Annotated in this window: 14 protein-coding genes; 11 read left to right on the forward strand and 3 right to left on the reverse strand. The window is 68.9% G+C overall.

Features of this window, described 5'->3' with window-relative positions:
* Positions 1–2: 2 nt before the first annotated feature.
* Entirely contained in the window at positions 3–1586 is a 1584-nt protein-coding gene (locus KUM49_RS05280) for a sugar ABC transporter ATP-binding protein (RefSeq protein WP_217235512.1), read from the reverse strand.
* A gap of 111 nt (positions 1587–1697) precedes the next feature.
* A complete protein-coding gene (locus tag KUM49_RS05285) occupies positions 1698–2747 on the reverse strand; it encodes a sugar ABC transporter substrate-binding protein (protein WP_217235513.1) in 1050 nt (349 codons plus the stop codon).
* Between the two features lie 857 nt (positions 2748–3604).
* Here KUM49_RS05285 and KUM49_RS05290 point away from each other — a divergent pair.
* The 8 genes from KUM49_RS05290 to KUM49_RS05325 are packed head-to-tail and all read left to right on the forward strand — an operon-like array spanning position 3605 to position 10854.
* Positions 3605–4456: a fumarylacetoacetate hydrolase family protein gene (locus KUM49_RS05290; RefSeq protein WP_217235514.1), complete on the forward strand. Its 852-nt coding sequence runs from the start codon at positions 3605–3607 to the stop codon at positions 4454–4456.
* A gap of 11 nt (positions 4457–4467) precedes the next feature.
* Positions 4468–5823 carry an L-fuconate dehydratase gene (locus KUM49_RS05295; RefSeq protein WP_217235515.1) on the forward strand — a complete coding sequence of 452 codons (1356 nt, stop codon included), beginning with the start codon at positions 4468–4470 and terminating at the stop codon, positions 5821–5823.
* Positions 5820–6578 (forward strand): SDR family NAD(P)-dependent oxidoreductase, encoded by a 759-nt coding sequence (locus tag KUM49_RS05300; protein WP_217235516.1) that lies wholly within the window; start codon positions 5820–5822, stop codon positions 6576–6578. Before KUM49_RS05295 ends, KUM49_RS05300 begins: the two co-directional genes overlap by 4 nt.
* Entirely contained in the window at positions 6575–7579 is a 1005-nt protein-coding gene (locus tag KUM49_RS05305) for an aldo/keto reductase (protein ID WP_217235517.1), read from the forward strand. Before KUM49_RS05300 ends, KUM49_RS05305 begins: the two co-directional genes overlap by 4 nt.
* On the forward strand, positions 7579–7995 hold the full coding sequence (locus tag KUM49_RS05310) for an amidohydrolase (protein WP_374200130.1): 417 nt from the start codon (positions 7579–7581) through the stop codon (positions 7993–7995). Before KUM49_RS05305 ends, KUM49_RS05310 begins: the two co-directional genes overlap by 1 nt.
* Positions 7986–8726, forward strand: a complete 741-nt coding sequence (locus KUM49_RS05315) for a (Fe-S)-binding protein (protein ID WP_217235519.1) — start codon at positions 7986–7988, stop codon at positions 8724–8726. Before KUM49_RS05310 ends, KUM49_RS05315 begins: the two co-directional genes overlap by 10 nt.
* Positions 8723–10222 carry a LutB/LldF family L-lactate oxidation iron-sulfur protein gene (locus KUM49_RS05320; RefSeq protein WP_217235520.1) on the forward strand — a complete coding sequence of 500 codons (1500 nt, stop codon included), beginning with the start codon at positions 8723–8725 and terminating at the stop codon, positions 10220–10222. Before KUM49_RS05315 ends, KUM49_RS05320 begins: the two co-directional genes overlap by 4 nt.
* A gap of 38 nt (positions 10223–10260) precedes the next feature.
* Positions 10261–10854, forward strand: coding sequence for an LUD domain-containing protein (locus KUM49_RS05325; protein WP_308406551.1), 594 nt, complete (start codon positions 10261–10263; stop codon positions 10852–10854).
* A 78-nt stretch (positions 10855–10932) separates the two neighbouring features.
* On the opposite strand, the gene KUM49_RS05330 is transcribed toward KUM49_RS05325, so the two are convergent.
* Positions 10933–12987 carry an alpha-L-fucosidase gene (locus KUM49_RS05330; RefSeq protein ID WP_217235522.1) on the reverse strand — a complete coding sequence of 685 codons (2055 nt, stop codon included), beginning with the start codon at positions 12985–12987 and terminating at the stop codon, positions 10933–10935.
* A gap of 463 nt (positions 12988–13450) precedes the next feature.
* On the opposite strand from KUM49_RS05330, the gene KUM49_RS05335 reads away from it, so the two are divergent.
* From KUM49_RS05335 to KUM49_RS05345, 3 genes are all read left to right on the forward strand, one after another.
* Positions 13451–13648 carry a hypothetical protein gene (locus KUM49_RS05335; RefSeq protein WP_217235523.1) on the forward strand — a complete coding sequence of 66 codons (198 nt, stop codon included), beginning with the start codon at positions 13451–13453 and terminating at the stop codon, positions 13646–13648.
* Positions 13649–13754: 106 nt separating this feature from the next.
* Positions 13755–14420, forward strand: a complete 666-nt coding sequence (locus KUM49_RS05340; protein ID WP_217235524.1) for a hypothetical protein — start codon at positions 13755–13757, stop codon at positions 14418–14420.
* Between the two features lie 52 nt (positions 14421–14472).
* Entirely contained in the window at positions 14473–16332 is a 1860-nt protein-coding gene (locus KUM49_RS05345; RefSeq protein WP_308406552.1) for a GMC family oxidoreductase, read from the forward strand.
* The last annotated feature ends 109 nt before the right edge of the window (positions 16333–16441 follow it).

The following is a 16441-nucleotide window of genomic DNA, read 5'->3' on the forward strand; positions in this document are numbered from 1 at the left end:
GACTACCTTCCGTGCTCGTCGTTACCGGATGCGGTGGATGCGGTGGTGGTGCCGACGCCTTCCATGGCGGCGACGACGAGTTCGTCCTTCCAGCCGCGGTCGAACTCGGCGACCACGCTGCCGTGGAACATGACGACGACCCGGTCGCACACCCTGAGGTCGTCGAGTTCGTCGGAGACGATCAGCGCGGCTTTGCCGCCGTCGGCGATCTGCCGGATCCTGGCGAGCAGGAACTCCTTGGACTTGACGTCCACTCCGTTGGTGGGCCGGATGGCCACCAGGACGTGGGGGTCGGTGGCGAGGGCACGCGCGACGACGACCTTCTGCTGGTTGCCGCCCGAGAGGGCGGAGACCGGGGTGGCGGCTCCGGGGGTCTTGATGTCGAGATCCCGGATCATGCGCTGGGCGAAGGTCCTGGTCCGGGAGGGCAGGACTGTGCCGAACGGGCCGAGCTGGTCGGTGACGGTCAGGGTGGCGTTCTCCGCCACACTGCGGTTGTTGACCAGCCCTTGGAGGTGGCGGTCCTCGGGGACCAGCCCGACCCCGGCGGCGAGGGCGGACGGCACACTGCCGGTCCGCACGGTCCTGCCGGCGACGGAGATCCTGCCGTCCTCGGCCCGGTGGAGTCCGGCGACCGCCTCGCCCACCTGCACGTTGCCGCTGGCCGCCGCTCCGGCAAGTCCGACCACCTCACCGGAGCGGACCGACAGGGACAGGTCCTGGCAGGCACCGGACAGCGTGAGGCCGTCGATCGCGACCAGCTCCGCGGAGCCGGTCCGGGGAGCGGAGGGCTCGCTCGCTACGGCGCTCCCCGAGGAGGCCGACTCGCCTGTCATTGCCTCCACCAGTTGCTGGTGGCCGAGCTCTGCCACTGGCGCGGTGAGGATGTGGGCCGCGTCGCGGTAGACAGTGACCGTGGCGCAGAGGTCGTAGACCTCTTGCAGGTGGTGGGAGATGAATAGGAAGGCGACCCCCTGGTCCTGGAGGCCGCGGAGCTTGTCGAAGAGACGGTCGATGCCGCGGGCGTCGAGCTTGGCGGTCGGCTCGTCGAGGATGATGAAGCGGGCGCCGAAGGACAGCGCCCGGGCGATCTCGACGAACTGCCGCTGTTCGACGGTGAGGTCCTTCGCCTGCGCGGCGGGGTTGACGGCCACGCCGTACTCACCGAGCAACTCCTCGGCTCGAAGCCGGAGTTGTTTCCAGCGGATGGGCTGCACCGCGCCGGCGCTCTGCCGGTTCAGGAAAAGGTTCTCGGCGACGGTCAGGTCACCGATGATCGTCGAGCGCTGGTAGACGCAGGCGACGCGGGAGCGCCAGGCGTCGATGTCGCCGACGGCCGGCGCCGCCTCGCCCGAGAAGCGCAGGGAACCGGTGTCGGGCCGCTGGAGGCCGGTGAGGATGGACACGAGCGTCGACTTTCCGGCGCCGTTGCGTCCGACCAGGGCGTGCGACTCGCCCGCTGTGATGCTGATCCGTGCGTCGCGCAGGGCGACGGTCGCGCCGAACCGTTTGCTGATGCCGGTCGCCTCGGCCACCGGGGCCGGAGGCTGGGGGCCGGTCGCCCGGGCGGTCGCGGTGTCCGCCATGGTGGATACCGTCCTTCGTGTACGGAGGGGGCCGGGGAATGCAGGGTGTGAAGCGGTGTGGGGAGAGGGGGCCGCCCGTCTCTCCACACCGTGGCCGTGAGCTGCCGCCGGTCAGCCGACGTTGTTGCCCCACAGGGACTTGTCGTCCACGTTCTCCTTGGTCACCAGCGGCGCGGGCAGCTGGTCCTCCAGACCGCCCGGGATCTTGACGATCGTGGAGTCGTGGTCGGTCGCACCCGGCTTGAAGGTCTTGCCGTCGACCGCGGCCTGGGCGTAGTAGAGGGCGTACTTGGCGTACAGGTCTGCGGGCTGGGAGATCGTGGCGTCGATCTGGCCCTTGCGGATGGCGTCGAACTCCTGCGGGATGCCGTCGTTGGAGATGATCGTGATGTGGCCCTCCTGGCCCGCCGGCTTGAGCAGCTTCTTCTGTTCCAACAGCGCCAGGGTGGGCTGCAGGAAGACACCGCCGGCCTGCATGTAAATGCCGTTCAGGTCCGGATGCTGGGCCAGGAGCGACTGCAGCTTGGCGGAAGCCACGTCGCCCTTCCATTCGGTCGGCAGCTCGAAGACCTTGATCTTCGGGAACTTCGTCTTCATGCACTGCGCGAACGCCTCGGACCGGTCGCGTCCGTTGATGGAGTCCAGGGCCCCCTGGAACTCGGCGACCTTGCCCTCGCCGCCCAGCTGCTTGCCGAGGTACTCGCACGCCTTGGTGCCGTACGCCCGGTTGTCGGCGCGGACCACCATGTAGACGTCGCCCGAGTCGGGTCTGGTGTCGACACTGACCACCGGGATCTTCTTGGCCGACAGAGTGCCGAGGGTGGAGGCGATGGCGCCGGTGTCCTGGGGGGCCATGACGACGGCCTTGGCCCCGGTGTTCTGGAACACCTGGACGTTGGCCACCAGCTTGGTGACGTCGTTCTGCGAGTTGCTCCGGGGCAGTGCGTTGACGCCGTCGGACTTGATGCCCTTCTCCAGGTACTGCGCGTAGGAGTTCCAGAAGTCGGAGTCGGAACGCGGCAGGTCGATACCGATGGCCGGCTTGTCACTGCCGGCGCCGACCGAGTCGGAACCTTCACGGTTGCATGCGGTGGCGAGCGACATCGCCGCGAGGACGGCGGTGACGGCTGCGGCGGTGGAGCGAGTGCGAGCGAGCTTCATGACCGGGTTCTCTCTTCAGGCAGGGCGGGGAGCCGCCGGGCGACGGTGGAAGGTGGCGTACTCGCCTGCGGGGGGAGGACGAGGCCACCGACCGGGCACGCTGCGGATCCGGCACAGGGCACGTGCAGATCACGTCAGAAGGGGGCGTGAGCAGAGGGCAGCCCGAGGGACGGGGGGAGGCCTAACGGCCGCACTGTGCGAGTCGCATGCATGCACCGGAACGTGCGGGCCATTCCTCCGATGTATCTCGGACGACCAGGACGTTACGACGGCGTTGCCAGCGTTGACAAGAGTGCGCGGTCGCAGATTTGCGCGACACCGGCTCAGGGAACGCCACTGACCGGCCCTGGCGCCCTGAGGCACCCGTCGCCACCGCTTCTCACCTGGATTTATATCCACCCTCGGGGGCTCGGGGCACAGAACGGCAACAGCTCACAATTCGGCAACGAAGCCACTTGGGACGCTGCGCGGTGGCTCGTCAGGACGCGAGCGACGCGGTGACCGACCCGCCGAGACCAGGAGATCCGCCAGGCACACTCCGCTCTCCGTCAGGGAAGAGGGCCGCATGACCGCTCGGTGGATTCATCGGAGGAAGGTGTCGCATTCAGTCCTCATTTGCGGGCACAGCAGCACACATCGACCATGGACGTGGAACAGAACTGCCAACGACGACCAGATACATCCGATGTCTCCATTGCCAGCCGGTCTTCCTGTGCTTACAGTCACCGTGCGGCCATACCTCCGATGACTGCAAGGGCGTCGAAGCCCCATGCAAATCCGGCCCGGTGCGCTGATGGCAGCGCGGCCGGCATGGCCGATCACCTCTCACGAACCACCCATGGCAAGGGAGTTACCCAGTGAAACTGCTACGAGTCGGCTTGCCCGGCGAGGAGCGGCCCGCTGTCCGCACCGACGACGGCAGGCTGCTGGATCTGTCCTCCGTGGCTCCCGACATCAACGGCGCTTTCCTCGCCGCGGACGGTGTCGACCGGGCCCGTGCGGCGGTCACGGAGGGCACGCTGCCCGAACTGGACGCGGACGGCCTGCGGATCGGAGCACCCGTCACCCGCCCCGGCAAGGTCGTCTGCGTCGGCCTGAACTACCGCGACCACGCCGCCGAGACCGGCGCGCCGATCCCGCCGCGGCCGGTGGTGTTCATGAAGGACCCGGGCACGGTCGTGGGCCCCTACGACGAGGTGCTGATTCCCCGAGGCTCGGTGAAGACGGACTGGGAGGTCGAACTGGCGGTCGTCATCGGCCGCCGGGCGCGCTACCTCGGCGGGCCGACCGCCGCGCGGGCCGTGATCGCCGGCTACGCGGTCAGCCACGATGTCTCGGAGCGTGAGTTCCAGCTGGAGCACTCGTCGCAGTGGGACCTGGGCAAGTCCTGCGAGACCTTCAACCCGCTCGGCCCGTGGCTGGTGACCGCCGACGAGATCGGCGACCCGCAGGATCTGGGCCTGCACCTGAGCGTGAACGGTGTGAAGCGGCAGGACGGCCACACCAGCGACATGATCTTCCCGGTCGACCACCTCGTGTCGTACCTGAGCCGGTACATGGTCCTGGAGCCGGGCGACGTGATCAACACCGGTACGCCCGCGGGCGTGGCTCTCGGCCTGCCCGGCAGCCCGTATCTGCGCCCCGGCGACACCGTCGAACTGTCCGTCGACGGGCTCGGCGGCCAGCGCCAGACCTTCGGCCAAGCGTGAAAGGCACTTCCTTGACTGCAACCCCCGCCCGGATCACCGCGGTCGACACCTACGACGTCCGCTTCCCGACCTCACGGGAACTGGACGGCTCGGACGCGATGAACCCGGACCCCGACTACTCCGCCGCCTACGTGGTGCTGCGCACCGACGCCGGCGACGGGCTCGAAGGCCATGGCTTCACCTTCACCATCGGACGCGGCAACGACGTCCAGGTCGCCGCGATCAACGCACTGCGGCCCCACGTGGTGGGGCGTTCCGTGGCGGAGCTGTGCGCAGACCCCGGGTCGCTCAGCCGGGACCTGATCGGCGACAGCCAACTGCGCTGGCTCGGCCCTGAGAAGGGCGTGATGCACATGGCGATCGGCGCCGTGGTGAACGCCGTGTGGGACCTGGTGGCCAAGCGGGAGGGCAAGCCGCTGTGGCAGCTGCTCGCCCACGCCACCCCGGAGTGGCTGGTCTCCCAGATCGACTTCCGCTACATCGCCGACGCCCTCACCCCCGAGGAGGCCCTCACGCTCCTGCGCGAGGGCCGGACCGGCCTCGCCGAGCGCGAGGCGACCCTGCGGGAGCGTGGCTATCCCGGTTACACCACCTCCCCGGGCTGGCTCGGCTACTCCGACGACAAGCTCACCCGGCTGGCCAAGCAGGCCGTCGCCGACGGCTTCACCCAGATCAAGCTCAAGGTCGGCGCCGACCTGGCAGACGACATCCGCCGGCTGCGCACGGCCCGGGCCGCCGTCGGCGACGGGATCCGCATCGCCATCGACGCGAACCAGCGGTGGAACGTGGACGAGGCGATCGACTGGACGAACGCGCTCGCCGAGTTCGATCCGTACTGGATCGAGGAGCCGACCAGCCCCGACGACATCCTCGGACACGCCTCCGTACGTCGGGCGGTCGCCCCGGTGAAGGTCGCCACGGGTGAGCACGTGCAGAACCGTGTCGTCTTCAAGCAGCTTCTCCAGGCCGGCGCCATCGACGTCCTCCAGATCGACGCTGCCCGGGTCGGCGGGGTCAATGAGAACCTGGCCATCCTGCTGCTCGCCGCGAAGTTCGGGGTGCCGGTGTGCCCCCACGCCGGCGGAGTGGGGCTGTGCGAGTTGGTGCAGCACCTGTCGATGTTCGACTACCTGGCGCTGTCCGGCACCACCGAGAACCGGGTCATCGAGTACGTCGATCACCTGCACCAGCACTTCACCACCCCCGTGGTGATCCGCGACGGCCACTACACCGCACCGCCCGCGCCCGGCTTCTCCGCGACCATGCGGGCGGAGTCCATCGCCGAGTACCGCTACCCCGACGGAACGTTCTGGGTCGCCGACCGCGCCGGACTCTCCAGACTCTCCGGACAGGAGGACGCGGCATGACCGATCTGTCAGGACTCAGGGCCGTCATCACCGGAGGTGCGTCCGGCATCGGGCTGGCCACCACGCTGATGCTGGTCGAGCGGGGAGCGACGGTGGCCGTGCTCGACCTCGACCCCTCCGCAGTGCCGCGTCCGCTCCTCGCCCTCAAGGCCGATGTCAGCGACGACGCCTCGGTAAGCGCCGCCGTGGAAGCCGCCGCCACCGGGCTCGGCCGTGTGGACATCCTCGTCAACAACGCCGGGATCGGCGCCCAGGGCACTGTGGAGGACAACCCCGACGAGCAGTGGCACCGCGTCCTGGACGTCAACGTCATGGGTGTCGTGCGCACCACCCGGGCCGCCCTCCCCCACCTGCGGCGGTCCGCGCACGCGTCGGTCGTCAACACGTGCTCCATAGCGGCCACCGCGGGACTGCCGCAGCGTGCCCTGTACTCCGCCAGCAAGGGCGCCGTGCTGTCGTTGACCCTGGCCATGGCCGCCGACCACGTCCGCGAGGGCATCCGCGTCAACTGCGTCAACCCCGGCACCGCCGACACTCCCTGGGTGACACGGCTGCTCGACGCCGCGGACGACCCCGAGGCCGAGCGCGCCGCGCTCGACGCTCGCCAGCCCATGGGCCGTCTGGTGACCGCGGACGAGGTGGCCGCCGCCATCGTCTACCTCGCGAGCCCCGCCGCGGCGTCCGTCACCGGCACCGCACTCGCGGTGGACGGCGGCCTGCAGGGGCTGCGACTGCGCCCGGCGGCCCGGTCGTGAGGACCACGACGCTCGGCGGCAGCACGGTCGGGGTCACGCAACTGGCGCTGGGGTGCGCGGGCATGGGCAACCTCTACCACCCGGTCACCGACGAGTCCGCCCTCGCCACCGTGGAGGCGGCCTGGGACGCCGGCATCCGCACCTTCGACACCGCACCCCACTACGGACTCGGCCTGTCGGAGCGACGGCTGGGCGCCGCGCTGCGCGGCCGCCCCCGGGACGCGTACACCGTCTCCACCAAGGTGGGCAGACTGCTCGCGCCGAACCCGGAAGGCGGCTTCGGCGACGACCTCGCCCACGGCTTCGCCGTACCGGCCACCCACCGTCGCGTCTGGGACTTCACCGCCGACGGGGTGCTGCGCTCCCTCGAGGCGAGCCTGGAGCGCCTCGGCCTCGACCGGGTCGACATCGCTCTGCTGCACGACCCCGACGACCACGCCGAGCAGGCTCTGCGCGAGGCGTACCCGGCGCTGGAGCGGCTGCGCGCAGAAGGCGTGATCGGGGCGATCGGGGTAGGGATGAACCAGTCCGCGCTGCCCGCCCGCTTCCTGCGAGAGACCGACATCGACGTGGTGCTGCTGGCCGGCCGCTACACCCTGCTGGACCAGGACGGCCTCGCCGAAGTACTGCCGGAAGCCGCCGCTCGCGGCCGGAGCGTGGTCATCGGCGGCGTCTTCAACTCCGGGCTGCTCACCGACCCGCGCCCCGGCGCCACGTACGACTACGCCCCGGCGCCCCGGCCGGTGCTCGACCGCGCTCTGCGCCTGTTGGCGGTGACGGAACGCCACCGTGTCCCCCTGCGCGCCGCCGCCCTGCGTTTCCCCTTCGGCCACCCGGCGGTCGCGAGCGTGCTGACCGGCGCCCGTACCCCCGAAGAGGTACGCGACACCGTGGAGCAGTCGCGACGCCCGATCCCGGACGCCGTATGGGAGGAGTTGCGCGCCGAAGAGCTGCTGAGCCCGGGCACCCCCGTCCCCGTAGCCACGTCGAAGGAGCCGTGATGAGGGTCGCCCTCACGTTCGTCCTCGACCACCTCGGCAAGCCGCCCATCGCGTCCGGCGCCCTCGAACCCTGGGCCGGGGAGACCCGGTGGTTCGCCGCCCTCCCCAACACCGTCTGCAAACTCTCCGGCCTGGTTACCGAAGTCGGCCGAGGCTGTTGGACCACTGAGGACTTCAAGCCGTACGCCGACACCGTCCTGGACGCCTTCGGTCCCGATCGGCTGATGTTCGGCTCCGACTGGCCCGTCTGCCGGATCGCCGCCGACTACGCCGAAGTGGTCGCCATCGCCGGCAAGTTGACGGCCCGGCTCGACCCCGCAGAGCGCCACCAGGTCTTCACCGGCACCGCCGCGCGGACCTACGGCCTGACCGTGACCGGATCCCCGGGCCCGCACCAGGAAACCCCATGCGCATAGCTCTCTTCATCACCTGTTTCAACGACACCATGTTCCCGAGCACCGGCCGGGCGGTGACCGCACTGCTGGAACGCCTCGGTCACACCGTCGAGTTCCCGCAGGGCCAGACCTGCTGCGGCCAGATGCACTTCAACACCGGCTACCGTCCCGAGACCCTGCCCATGGTGCGCCGCTTCGCGGAGGTCTTCGCGGGCTACGACGCCGTGGTCACCCCTTCCGGCTCCTGCGCGGGCATGGTGCGCGACCACCACCGTGCCGTGGCCGCCCGGTACGGGGACGACGGCCTCACCGAGGCGGTCGAGCGGGTGGTGCCGACGGTGTACGAACTGTCGGAACTGCTTGTCGACGTCCTCGGTGTCACCGACGTCGGCGCGTACTTCCCGCACCGGGTCACCTACCACCCGACCTGCCACTCACTGCGCATGCTGCGCGTCGGCGAGCGGCCGATCAGACTGCTGCGCGCGGTGAAGGGCATCGACCTCGTCGAACTACCCGCCGCCGACTCCTGCTGCGGCTTCGGCGGCACCTTCGCGCTGAAGAACGCGGACGTCTCCAACGCCATGCTGGCCGACAAGATGCGCCATGTCCTGAACACCGGCGCCGAATACCTGTGCGCGGGCGACAACTCCTGCCTGACGCACATCGGCGGCGGCCTGTCCCGGCTCCGCACGGGCGTCGGGACGCTGCACCTGGCCGAGATATTGGCCTCCACGGAAGGGGACGCACGGTGAGCCGTGCCGACAACGTCGTATGGCTGGGCACACCGGCCTTCCCCGAGGCGGCGCGCACCGCGCTCGCCGACACCCGGATGCGGGCGAACCTGCGCCGGGCGACCGGCACCATCCGCGACAAACGGCTGGCCGTCGCCGCCGAACTGGAGGACTGGGAGGACCTGCGGGAGACGGCCGCGGCGGTCAAACGCCACACCCTGCGCCACCTCGACCACCATCTCCTACGCCTGGAGAAAGCGGTGACCGCCGCCGGCGGCACGGTCCACTGGGCGGCGGACGCCGCCGAGGCCAACCGCATCGTCACGTATCTGGTGAAGGCGACCGGCGAGAGTGAAGTCGTCAAGGTCAAGTCGATGACGACCCAGGAGATCGGCCTCAACGAGGCGCTCGCCGAAGCCGGCATCCGCGCCTATGAGACCGATCTCGCCGAACTCATCGTGCAGTTGGGCGGCGACCGCCCCTCACACATCCTCGTACCGGCCATCCACCGGGGCCGCTCCGAGATCCGCGAGATCTTCCGAAGGGAGATGGGCGAGTGGGGCAGAGCGGCCCCCGAGGGACTCACCGACGACCCGCGCGACCTGGCCGAAGCGGCCCGGCTCCATCTGCGGGAGAAGTTCCTCCGCGCCAAGGTCGCCGTCTCCGGCGCCAACTTCGCCGCCGCCGACACCGGCACCATCGCGGTCGTGGAGTCGGAGGGCAACGGACGCATGTGCCTGACCCTTCCGGAGACCCTGATCACGGTCATGGGCATCGAGAAGGTCCTGCCGTCCTTCGCCGACCTGGACGTCTTCCTCCAGCTCCTGCCCCGCTCCTCCACGGGCGAGCGCATGAACCCGTACACCTCCCTGTGGACCGGTGTCACCGAGGGCGACGGGCCCCAGGACTTCCACCTGGTGCTCCTCGACAACGGCCGTACCGCGACCCTGGCCGACGAGGTGGGCCGCCAGGCGCTGAACTGCATCCGCTGCTCGGCCTGCCTGAACGTCTGCCCGGTGTACGAGCGCACCGGCGGCCACGCCTACGGCTCCGTCTACCCCGGGCCGATCGGCGCCGTCCTCACCCCACAGCTCGTCGGCATCGAGAACGCCGCCTCGCTGCCCTTCGCCTCGACCCTGTGCGGCGCCTGCTATGACGCCTGCCCCGTGAAAATCAACATCCCCGAGGTGCTGGTCCATTTGCGCGCCGAGGCCGTGGAAGCCAAGCGCCGCGACCGGCTGCTGCCCACCACCGAGGCGCTGGCCATGAAGGCCGCGGCGGCGGTGCTCTCCTCCCCCAAACGTCTGGCAGCCGCCCAGAGGCTGGCCGCCCTCGGGGCCCGCGTGGTGGCCCGCGACGGCCGGATCGGCTTCCTGCCGGGTCCGTTCGCCCGCTGGTCCGCCACTCGGGACGCGCCCGCGCCGGCCCGGGAATCGCTGCGCGCCTGGTGGCGCCGTACGAAGACGACGACCCGAGATGAGAGCCGAAGGACGGCGGAAGGGAAGGGACCACGATGAGCGACCGTGAGACAGTCCTCAGCGCGGTGAGGACAGCTGTGGGAGATGTACCCGGCTCCGAGAGCCCCGACGACGCAGCGGTCCCGCACGGTCGTCGTGCCGACCATGCGGGGCCGGAGATCGTCGCGCTGTTCACCGAGCGCGCCGCCGAGTACCGCGCCACGGTGGTCCGTGTGCCGGCGGTCGGTGCCGCGGCCGCCGCCGGGCGCGCGCTGGCACGCACCGGAGCGCGGTCCGTGGTCCTGCCGCCGGGCCTCCCCGACGACCTTGTCCCCGACGGGCCCTGGTCGCGGCTGGAGGACATCCCGGCGCTGACGGTGGAGCAACTCGATGCGGCGGACGCCGTGATCACCATCGTTGCCACCGCCATCGCAGTCACCGGCACCGTGACCCTCGACCACGGCCCCGGCCAGGGGCGAAGGGCCCTGACCTTGCTGCCCGACCAGCACATCTGCGTGGTCCGGGCGAGCCAGATTGTCCCCGACGTGCCCGAGGCGCTGAGCCTCCTGGACCCGTACCGGCCGCTGACGCTCATCTCCGGCCCCTCGGCCACCAGCGACATCGAACTGGACCGCGTGGAAGGCGTGCACGGGCCACGGATCCTGGACATCGTCGTGATCGAGGACGCGTAGCGGCCCGCCGACGGGCGCCTACCGGCTCGTAGGGGCCCGCTGACGAAGACTTCAGGCGTGCCACCGGGGTGGCGCCGGTCAGGCGACTGTCCTGAACCTCCAGAGCAGGTTGGTGCTCTGCTGCCACGTCCACTGCTTGGTCACGGCCCCTGCGGCCACCATGCCGCCGCCGTCGAGGACCAGCCCCGTGCTGCGGTTGGCGATCGAGTACTGGCCTTGGCCGCGGTGGGTGATCAGCCACTGTTGGTTGTTGCTGCCGTCCCATGCCTTCTGCCGGGCCGGGGCACCGTTGCTGGTAGAGCCCCAGCCGTCGGCGACCATGCCGTTGGTTCGGTTCACGAGCCTGTAGTAGCCGTTGCCGAGTTCGATGGCCTGCCATTGGAGATTGGCGTGGTTTATCGCCTCCCACTGCTTCAGGTTCGAGCCGCTGGCGACATTGCCGCCGCTGTCCAGTGCCAGGTTGTTCGCGACGTTGGTCAGGCGGAGGTACCTGGCCGGGTTGAACGTCACCTTCATCGAACGGATGACGTCGTTGTTGCCGGTCACCCGAAGGTCGGCGGTGTTCGAGGTGAACGTCCAGGCGGTCCCGGTGAAGTTGTCGCTGGAGTACCCCGTCACCTGATAGCCGTCGGGCACCAGGATGGAGGAGGTCGTGGCGGGCCCCACGCCGGCGGCGGACAGCTGGGAGGAGGTGTAGCTGCCGAGCGGCAGGACGGCGCGGGCACCTTGGTAGTTCACGTTCTGGAACACCGTCGCGGAGACCCTCACGGGCATGCCCTGGACCTCGACGCACACCACGGAGTCGTTGGCGTCCGGCGCGGTGGCCGGCACGGTCACGTTGATCTGGTCGGTGACGGTGTACGGGAGCGAGACCGAGGGGTTGTTCATCAGATAGACGCGGCTGATCGTGTTGTCGATCGCCGGGATCCTCAGCTGGCCGTTAGTGGGCCAGGTGAAGACATGAGCGAAGAGTTTGCCGTTCTTCTTGGTGACCTTCCCCCATGCGGGTTCGGTGGCGAACGGGCTGCCGCTGGTGCCGTGAATGCTGTCGCTGTACGTCGACATCCAGGAGGCCAGGCCGTTGAGGACGGTCTGGGTTCCCCCGGTGACCGAGCCGTCGCCCTTGGGGCCGATGTTCAACAGGAGATTGCCGTCCCGGGAGACGACCGTGACGAGCTCTTGAACGATGTCCTTCACAGAACGGTAGGAGTTCTCCTTCGAAGTGTCGTAACCCCAGGCGCCGTTCATGGTGGCGCACCGCTCCCAGGGACGGTTCATCGGCTCGCTGGGTATCGAGAACTCCGCGACCGCGTAGTCGCCGAGGCCGTGGTCCCGCTTGACCCGTTCGTTCACGATGAGTTCGGGCTTGCGGGCGATCAGCCAGTCGTAGAGGTCGACGCCGTCCGATGACAGCCACCAGTCCTCCAGAGTGGGACTGGACGGCTCGTCGAACCAGTCGCCGTCGAACCAGAGCAGGGCGGGGTCGTAGCGGTCCAGCAGTTCCTGAAGCTGCGCCTTCATGTCGGCGATGTAGGCGGTGCGGGCAGCCTGCGAGGACATCGTCGTGAGACCGCCCTCGTGACGGTCCGTCTGCGAAGGGTGGTTCCAGTCGAGTATCGAGTAGTACAGGCAGAACTTGATGCCACGGCTCTCGCACTCGGTCTTCAGGTCCATGAGCGGGTCGGTCTGGAGGCCGTTGAAGTCGTGCAGGTTGTACAGCTTGGTGCCCGTGCTGTCGGTGAAGCCGGGGACGTCGGAGTCCCACATCGCGTAGCCCTCGTGGTGCTTGGCGGTGATCACGAGGTACTTCATGCCAGCGTTCTCAGCCAGTTCGGCGATGGTGGCGGCGTTGAACTCGGTCGGGTCGAAGTTCTCGGTGACCTGGGTCTGGTAGTCCGCCTTGCCCCACTGCTGACTGTCGAACGCCCACTCACCCCGGCCGAGTTGGGAGTAGGACCCGAAGTGGATGAACATCCCGAACCTGGCCTGGTACCACCAGTCCATCTTCGAGGGGACGGTGTACGCCTCGGCGGTGGAAGGCCACAGGGCCTGCGGCAGTCCGAAGGCCGCCACTCCTCCGGCTAGGGCGGCGGCCTTCATCAGAGAGCGTCTGCTGAGGTAAGCAGAGGACATGGTGCGGCTCCATGTGTCAGAGGGGAGAGCAGGGCGTTAAGGAGCGGAGAGCCGGTATGGCAGCCGTGCTCCGCGTCGCCCTACAGAAGACATCGGATGGATTTATAGGAGCACCACCGGGACCGCGTCTATAGATAGGACAAGATTCGCACAAAACTAGCCGTTAAACAGGGCCTTCGCGGACGCATGCCGAGCCTCAAAGATCACCCAGTCGTCAACCCCACGCCACACATCGGACCTATTGAGAATCGACCCTCCCAACCCCGCTCAGATGAGCCCGGAGCACCGCCCATAGGGCTCGGTGATCCTCGACCGCGAGAGGGGCAGTGTCCAGGATCTCCCAGGTCGGCGTGAGCGATGCCCGCTATTACCGCGAGTACGTCCGCCCCAAGCCGCCCACCGGCCGCGGCTTCCACATCTCACGCGCCGACTTCGACGCCAACCCCGGCCGTTCGGGGCACTGGTGGCCGGCAGCCCTCAGGAGATCATCGACAAGATCCTCACCGAGCACGCGCTGTTCGGCCTCGACCGGTACCTCGGCCAGGTGGACTTCGGCGGCATGCCCGCCCCGATGGTTCACGCGTCCATAGAACTCCTCGCCACCGAGGTCGTCCCCGCCATCCGCAAGGGTCTCGGCGTGCCTGCAGCACCGGCCGCATGAACAGGGCCACGGACGCGTCCATCCGCGCCCCACCGCTCCGCTCACGTCTGCGGCCGGCTCATGCCCCTCGGCACCATCCCCCACCCCTGCGAGGAGCAGATCCCCCATGACCACCATCACCGACCCGTCCTACGTCGACCCGGCACTGATCAACCCCCGCGCGGTACGCCTCGTCGAGGCGTTCAAGGACGCCCTGATCCGTCTCCGCGACGAAGAGGGACTGCCCTACGACGACCTCAACGCGGCCGCCGACGTCCTGCAGAAGATCCAGGCGGTCACCGGCGCCCCGCTGGCGCTGATGGCCATGCCGCTGTACAGCGAGCTCTTCCAGGACGGCCGGGACGGCTACACCCCCTCCGACGACGTCGACAGCCCCACCTACATCCCCGGCTCCCCGCGCATCGGCAACCCCGGCACCCTGCCGATGCGACCGGACGAGCCCGGAACCCCGCTGATCGCCTCCGGCCGCGTCCTGGACGGTCACGGCCGCCCGCTTGCCGGCGCCAGGATGGAGATCTACCACGCGGCCAACAACGGCAACTACTCCGGGCAATACGACGACGGAGTACCCACGCACAACCTGCGCGGGCACTTGTTCACCGACGCCGACGGCCGCTACGCCTTCACCACCGTCACCCCCATCGCCTACACCGACCGCCAAGTCGCGGCGATCGACGGAATCGCTGAGGTCGCCTCAGCCCTCGGCCGCAGCCTCTACCGCCCGGCCCACAGCTCACCGGCGTGGTCGGCTCCGAATCTCCGCTTCGAGTAGAAACACCCGCTCCCAACCCCGGTATCAACACCGTTCTCAACGAGGAGAGCATGTGCCCCAGGACACCTACGACTACGACGTCATCGTCGTCGGCTCCGGCTTCGGCGGCTCGGTGACCGCCCTGCGCCTCACCGAGAAGGGCTACCGCGTGGGTGTCCTGGAGGCCGGCCGCCGCTTCACCCGGGCGACCCTCCCCAGGAATTCCTGGGACCTGAAGAACTACTTCTGGGCGCCCAAGCTCGGCATGTACGGCATCCAGCGCATCCACCTGCTGGGCAACGTCATGGTGCTGGCCGGCGCGCGGGTCGGCGGCGGCTCGCTCAACTACGCCAACACCCACTACGTACCGCCGAAGCCGTTCTTCGAGGACGCGCAGTGGCGTGACATCACCGACTGGGAAGAGGAGTTGAAGCCGTACTACGACCAGGCACAGCGCATGCTCGGCGTACGGCTCAACCCGACGATGACCCCCTCCGACGTCCACCTCAAGGCCGCCGCCGAACGCATGGGCGTCGGGGACACCTTCCACATGGCGCCGGTCGGCGTGTTCTTCGGCGACGGCCAGGACGCCGACGGTGCGGGGAAGGCAAGACCCGGCGAGCAGGTCGCCGACCCGTACTTCGGCGGCGCGGGCCCGGCCCGCAAGGCTTGCACCGAGTGCGGCGAGTGCATGACCGGCTGCCGGCACGGTGCCAAGAACACGCTCAACGAGAATTACCTCTACCTCGCCGAGAAGGCGGGCGCGGTCGTCCACCCCCTGACGACGGTCGTGTCCGTCACCGACGACTCGCAGGGCGGATACGCGGTCGCCACCCTTCTCACGGATCGTAAGAGGAGTGAGGGCAAGGTCTTCAAGGCCCGCCAGGTCGTCCTCGCCGCCGGCACCTACGGCACCCAGACCCTGCTGCACCGCATGAAGGCAGGCGGTCAGCTCCCCCACATCTCCGACAGGCTTGGCGAGCTGACCCGCACCAACTCCGAGGCGCTGGTCGGCGCACAGACCGACAACCGGCGCTACCGCAAGGTCACCGGCGAGAAGAGAGTGGACTTCACCCGGGGCGTCGCCATCACCTCGTCCATCCACCCGGACGAGAACACCCACATCGAGCCGGTCCGCTACGGCAAGGGCTCCAACTCGATGGGCGGTCTCTCCATCCTCCAAGTCCCGTACGCCGAGGGCGCCTCGCGGGTCTTGGCCTGGCTGGCGAACTGGGCACGGCACCCCCTGCTGGTGCTGCGCTCGCTGTCCAACCGCCGCTGGTCGGAGCGGACAATCATCGGCCTGGTGATGCAGTCGCTGGACAACTCCCTGACGACCTACCTGAAACCGGACGGCGTCGGCAAGGGCCTGCTCACCGCCCGGCAGGGGCACGGCGCCCCCAACCCCAAGCACAGATGTCCAACGCGTGAGTATCAGAGTCCACGAGTTCGTAGTGGGTACGGAACTCTGGCTCGGCGGCTGCCAGCTCCGGGCGCACCTCGCGACTCCAGGCGGGGCCGGGGTCCAGGTCACGCCGCGGTTCGGCGGCTCGACGACTCCATGGAGGGGCAGGCAGCGGACGGCTTGTTGTGGATCGAGGAGGGTGCCGTGAGGTCCGCCGGCCGCCATGGGAGTGCATGCATCATGGAACAGGGCCCAGAGCCTTGGCCGACCGCCTGGAGGTCAGTCACGCCGTCAACCTGGGGACTTTCCGTGCCCGGCTATAGATCAAAGCCGTGGTGCAGGCCAAGTGGTATGTGTGACGTTCCCGTGGCGTGCGGCTGGGGATCAACACGGACTTTCTGCCATCACAAGAGGGCGCGTGCGGCAAACCGGATCTTGTTCGAGCGGCAGCGGGTGATCATCTGGAATGCGAATCAGGCAGCTCGTCAGCCTTCCCCCAGGAAGTGCCGAATTGCGACATGCACCTAACGCTGCGCTATTAAGGGGTGCTTTCAGAAAGCCGGGTGCTTGCGGGCGAGGGTCATGCAGTGGGCGAGCTGGAGGAAGGCGTCGTGCATGTCGTCTCTGGTTTCCCAGC

It is taken from the genome of Streptomyces sp. AC555_RSS877, assembly GCF_019049245.1.
Lineage (GTDB): Bacteria > Actinomycetota > Actinomycetes > Streptomycetales > Streptomycetaceae > Streptomyces.

Coding starts and splice junctions, on each gene's coding strand:
- KUM49_RS05310 (WP_374200130.1), top strand. CDS start 7,579: ATGAGGGTCGCCCTCACGTTCGTCCTCGACCACCTCGGCAAGCCGCCC.
- KUM49_RS05340 (WP_217235524.1), top strand. CDS start 13,755: ATGACCACCATCACCGACCCGTCCTACGTCGACCCGGCACTGATCAAC.
- KUM49_RS05330 (WP_217235522.1), bottom strand. CDS start 12,987: ATGTCCTCTGCTTACCTCAGCAGACGCTCTCTGATGAAGGCCGCCGCC.
- KUM49_RS05280 (WP_217235512.1), bottom strand. CDS start 1,586: ATGGCGGACACCGCGACCGCCCGGGCGACCGGCCCCCAGCCTCCGGCC.
- KUM49_RS05315 (WP_217235519.1), top strand. CDS start 7,986: ATGCGCATAGCTCTCTTCATCACCTGTTTCAACGACACCATGTTCCCG.
- KUM49_RS05300 (WP_217235516.1), top strand. CDS start 5,820: ATGACCGATCTGTCAGGACTCAGGGCCGTCATCACCGGAGGTGCGTCC.
- KUM49_RS05285 (WP_217235513.1), bottom strand. CDS start 2,747: ATGAAGCTCGCTCGCACTCGCTCCACCGCCGCAGCCGTCACCGCCGTC.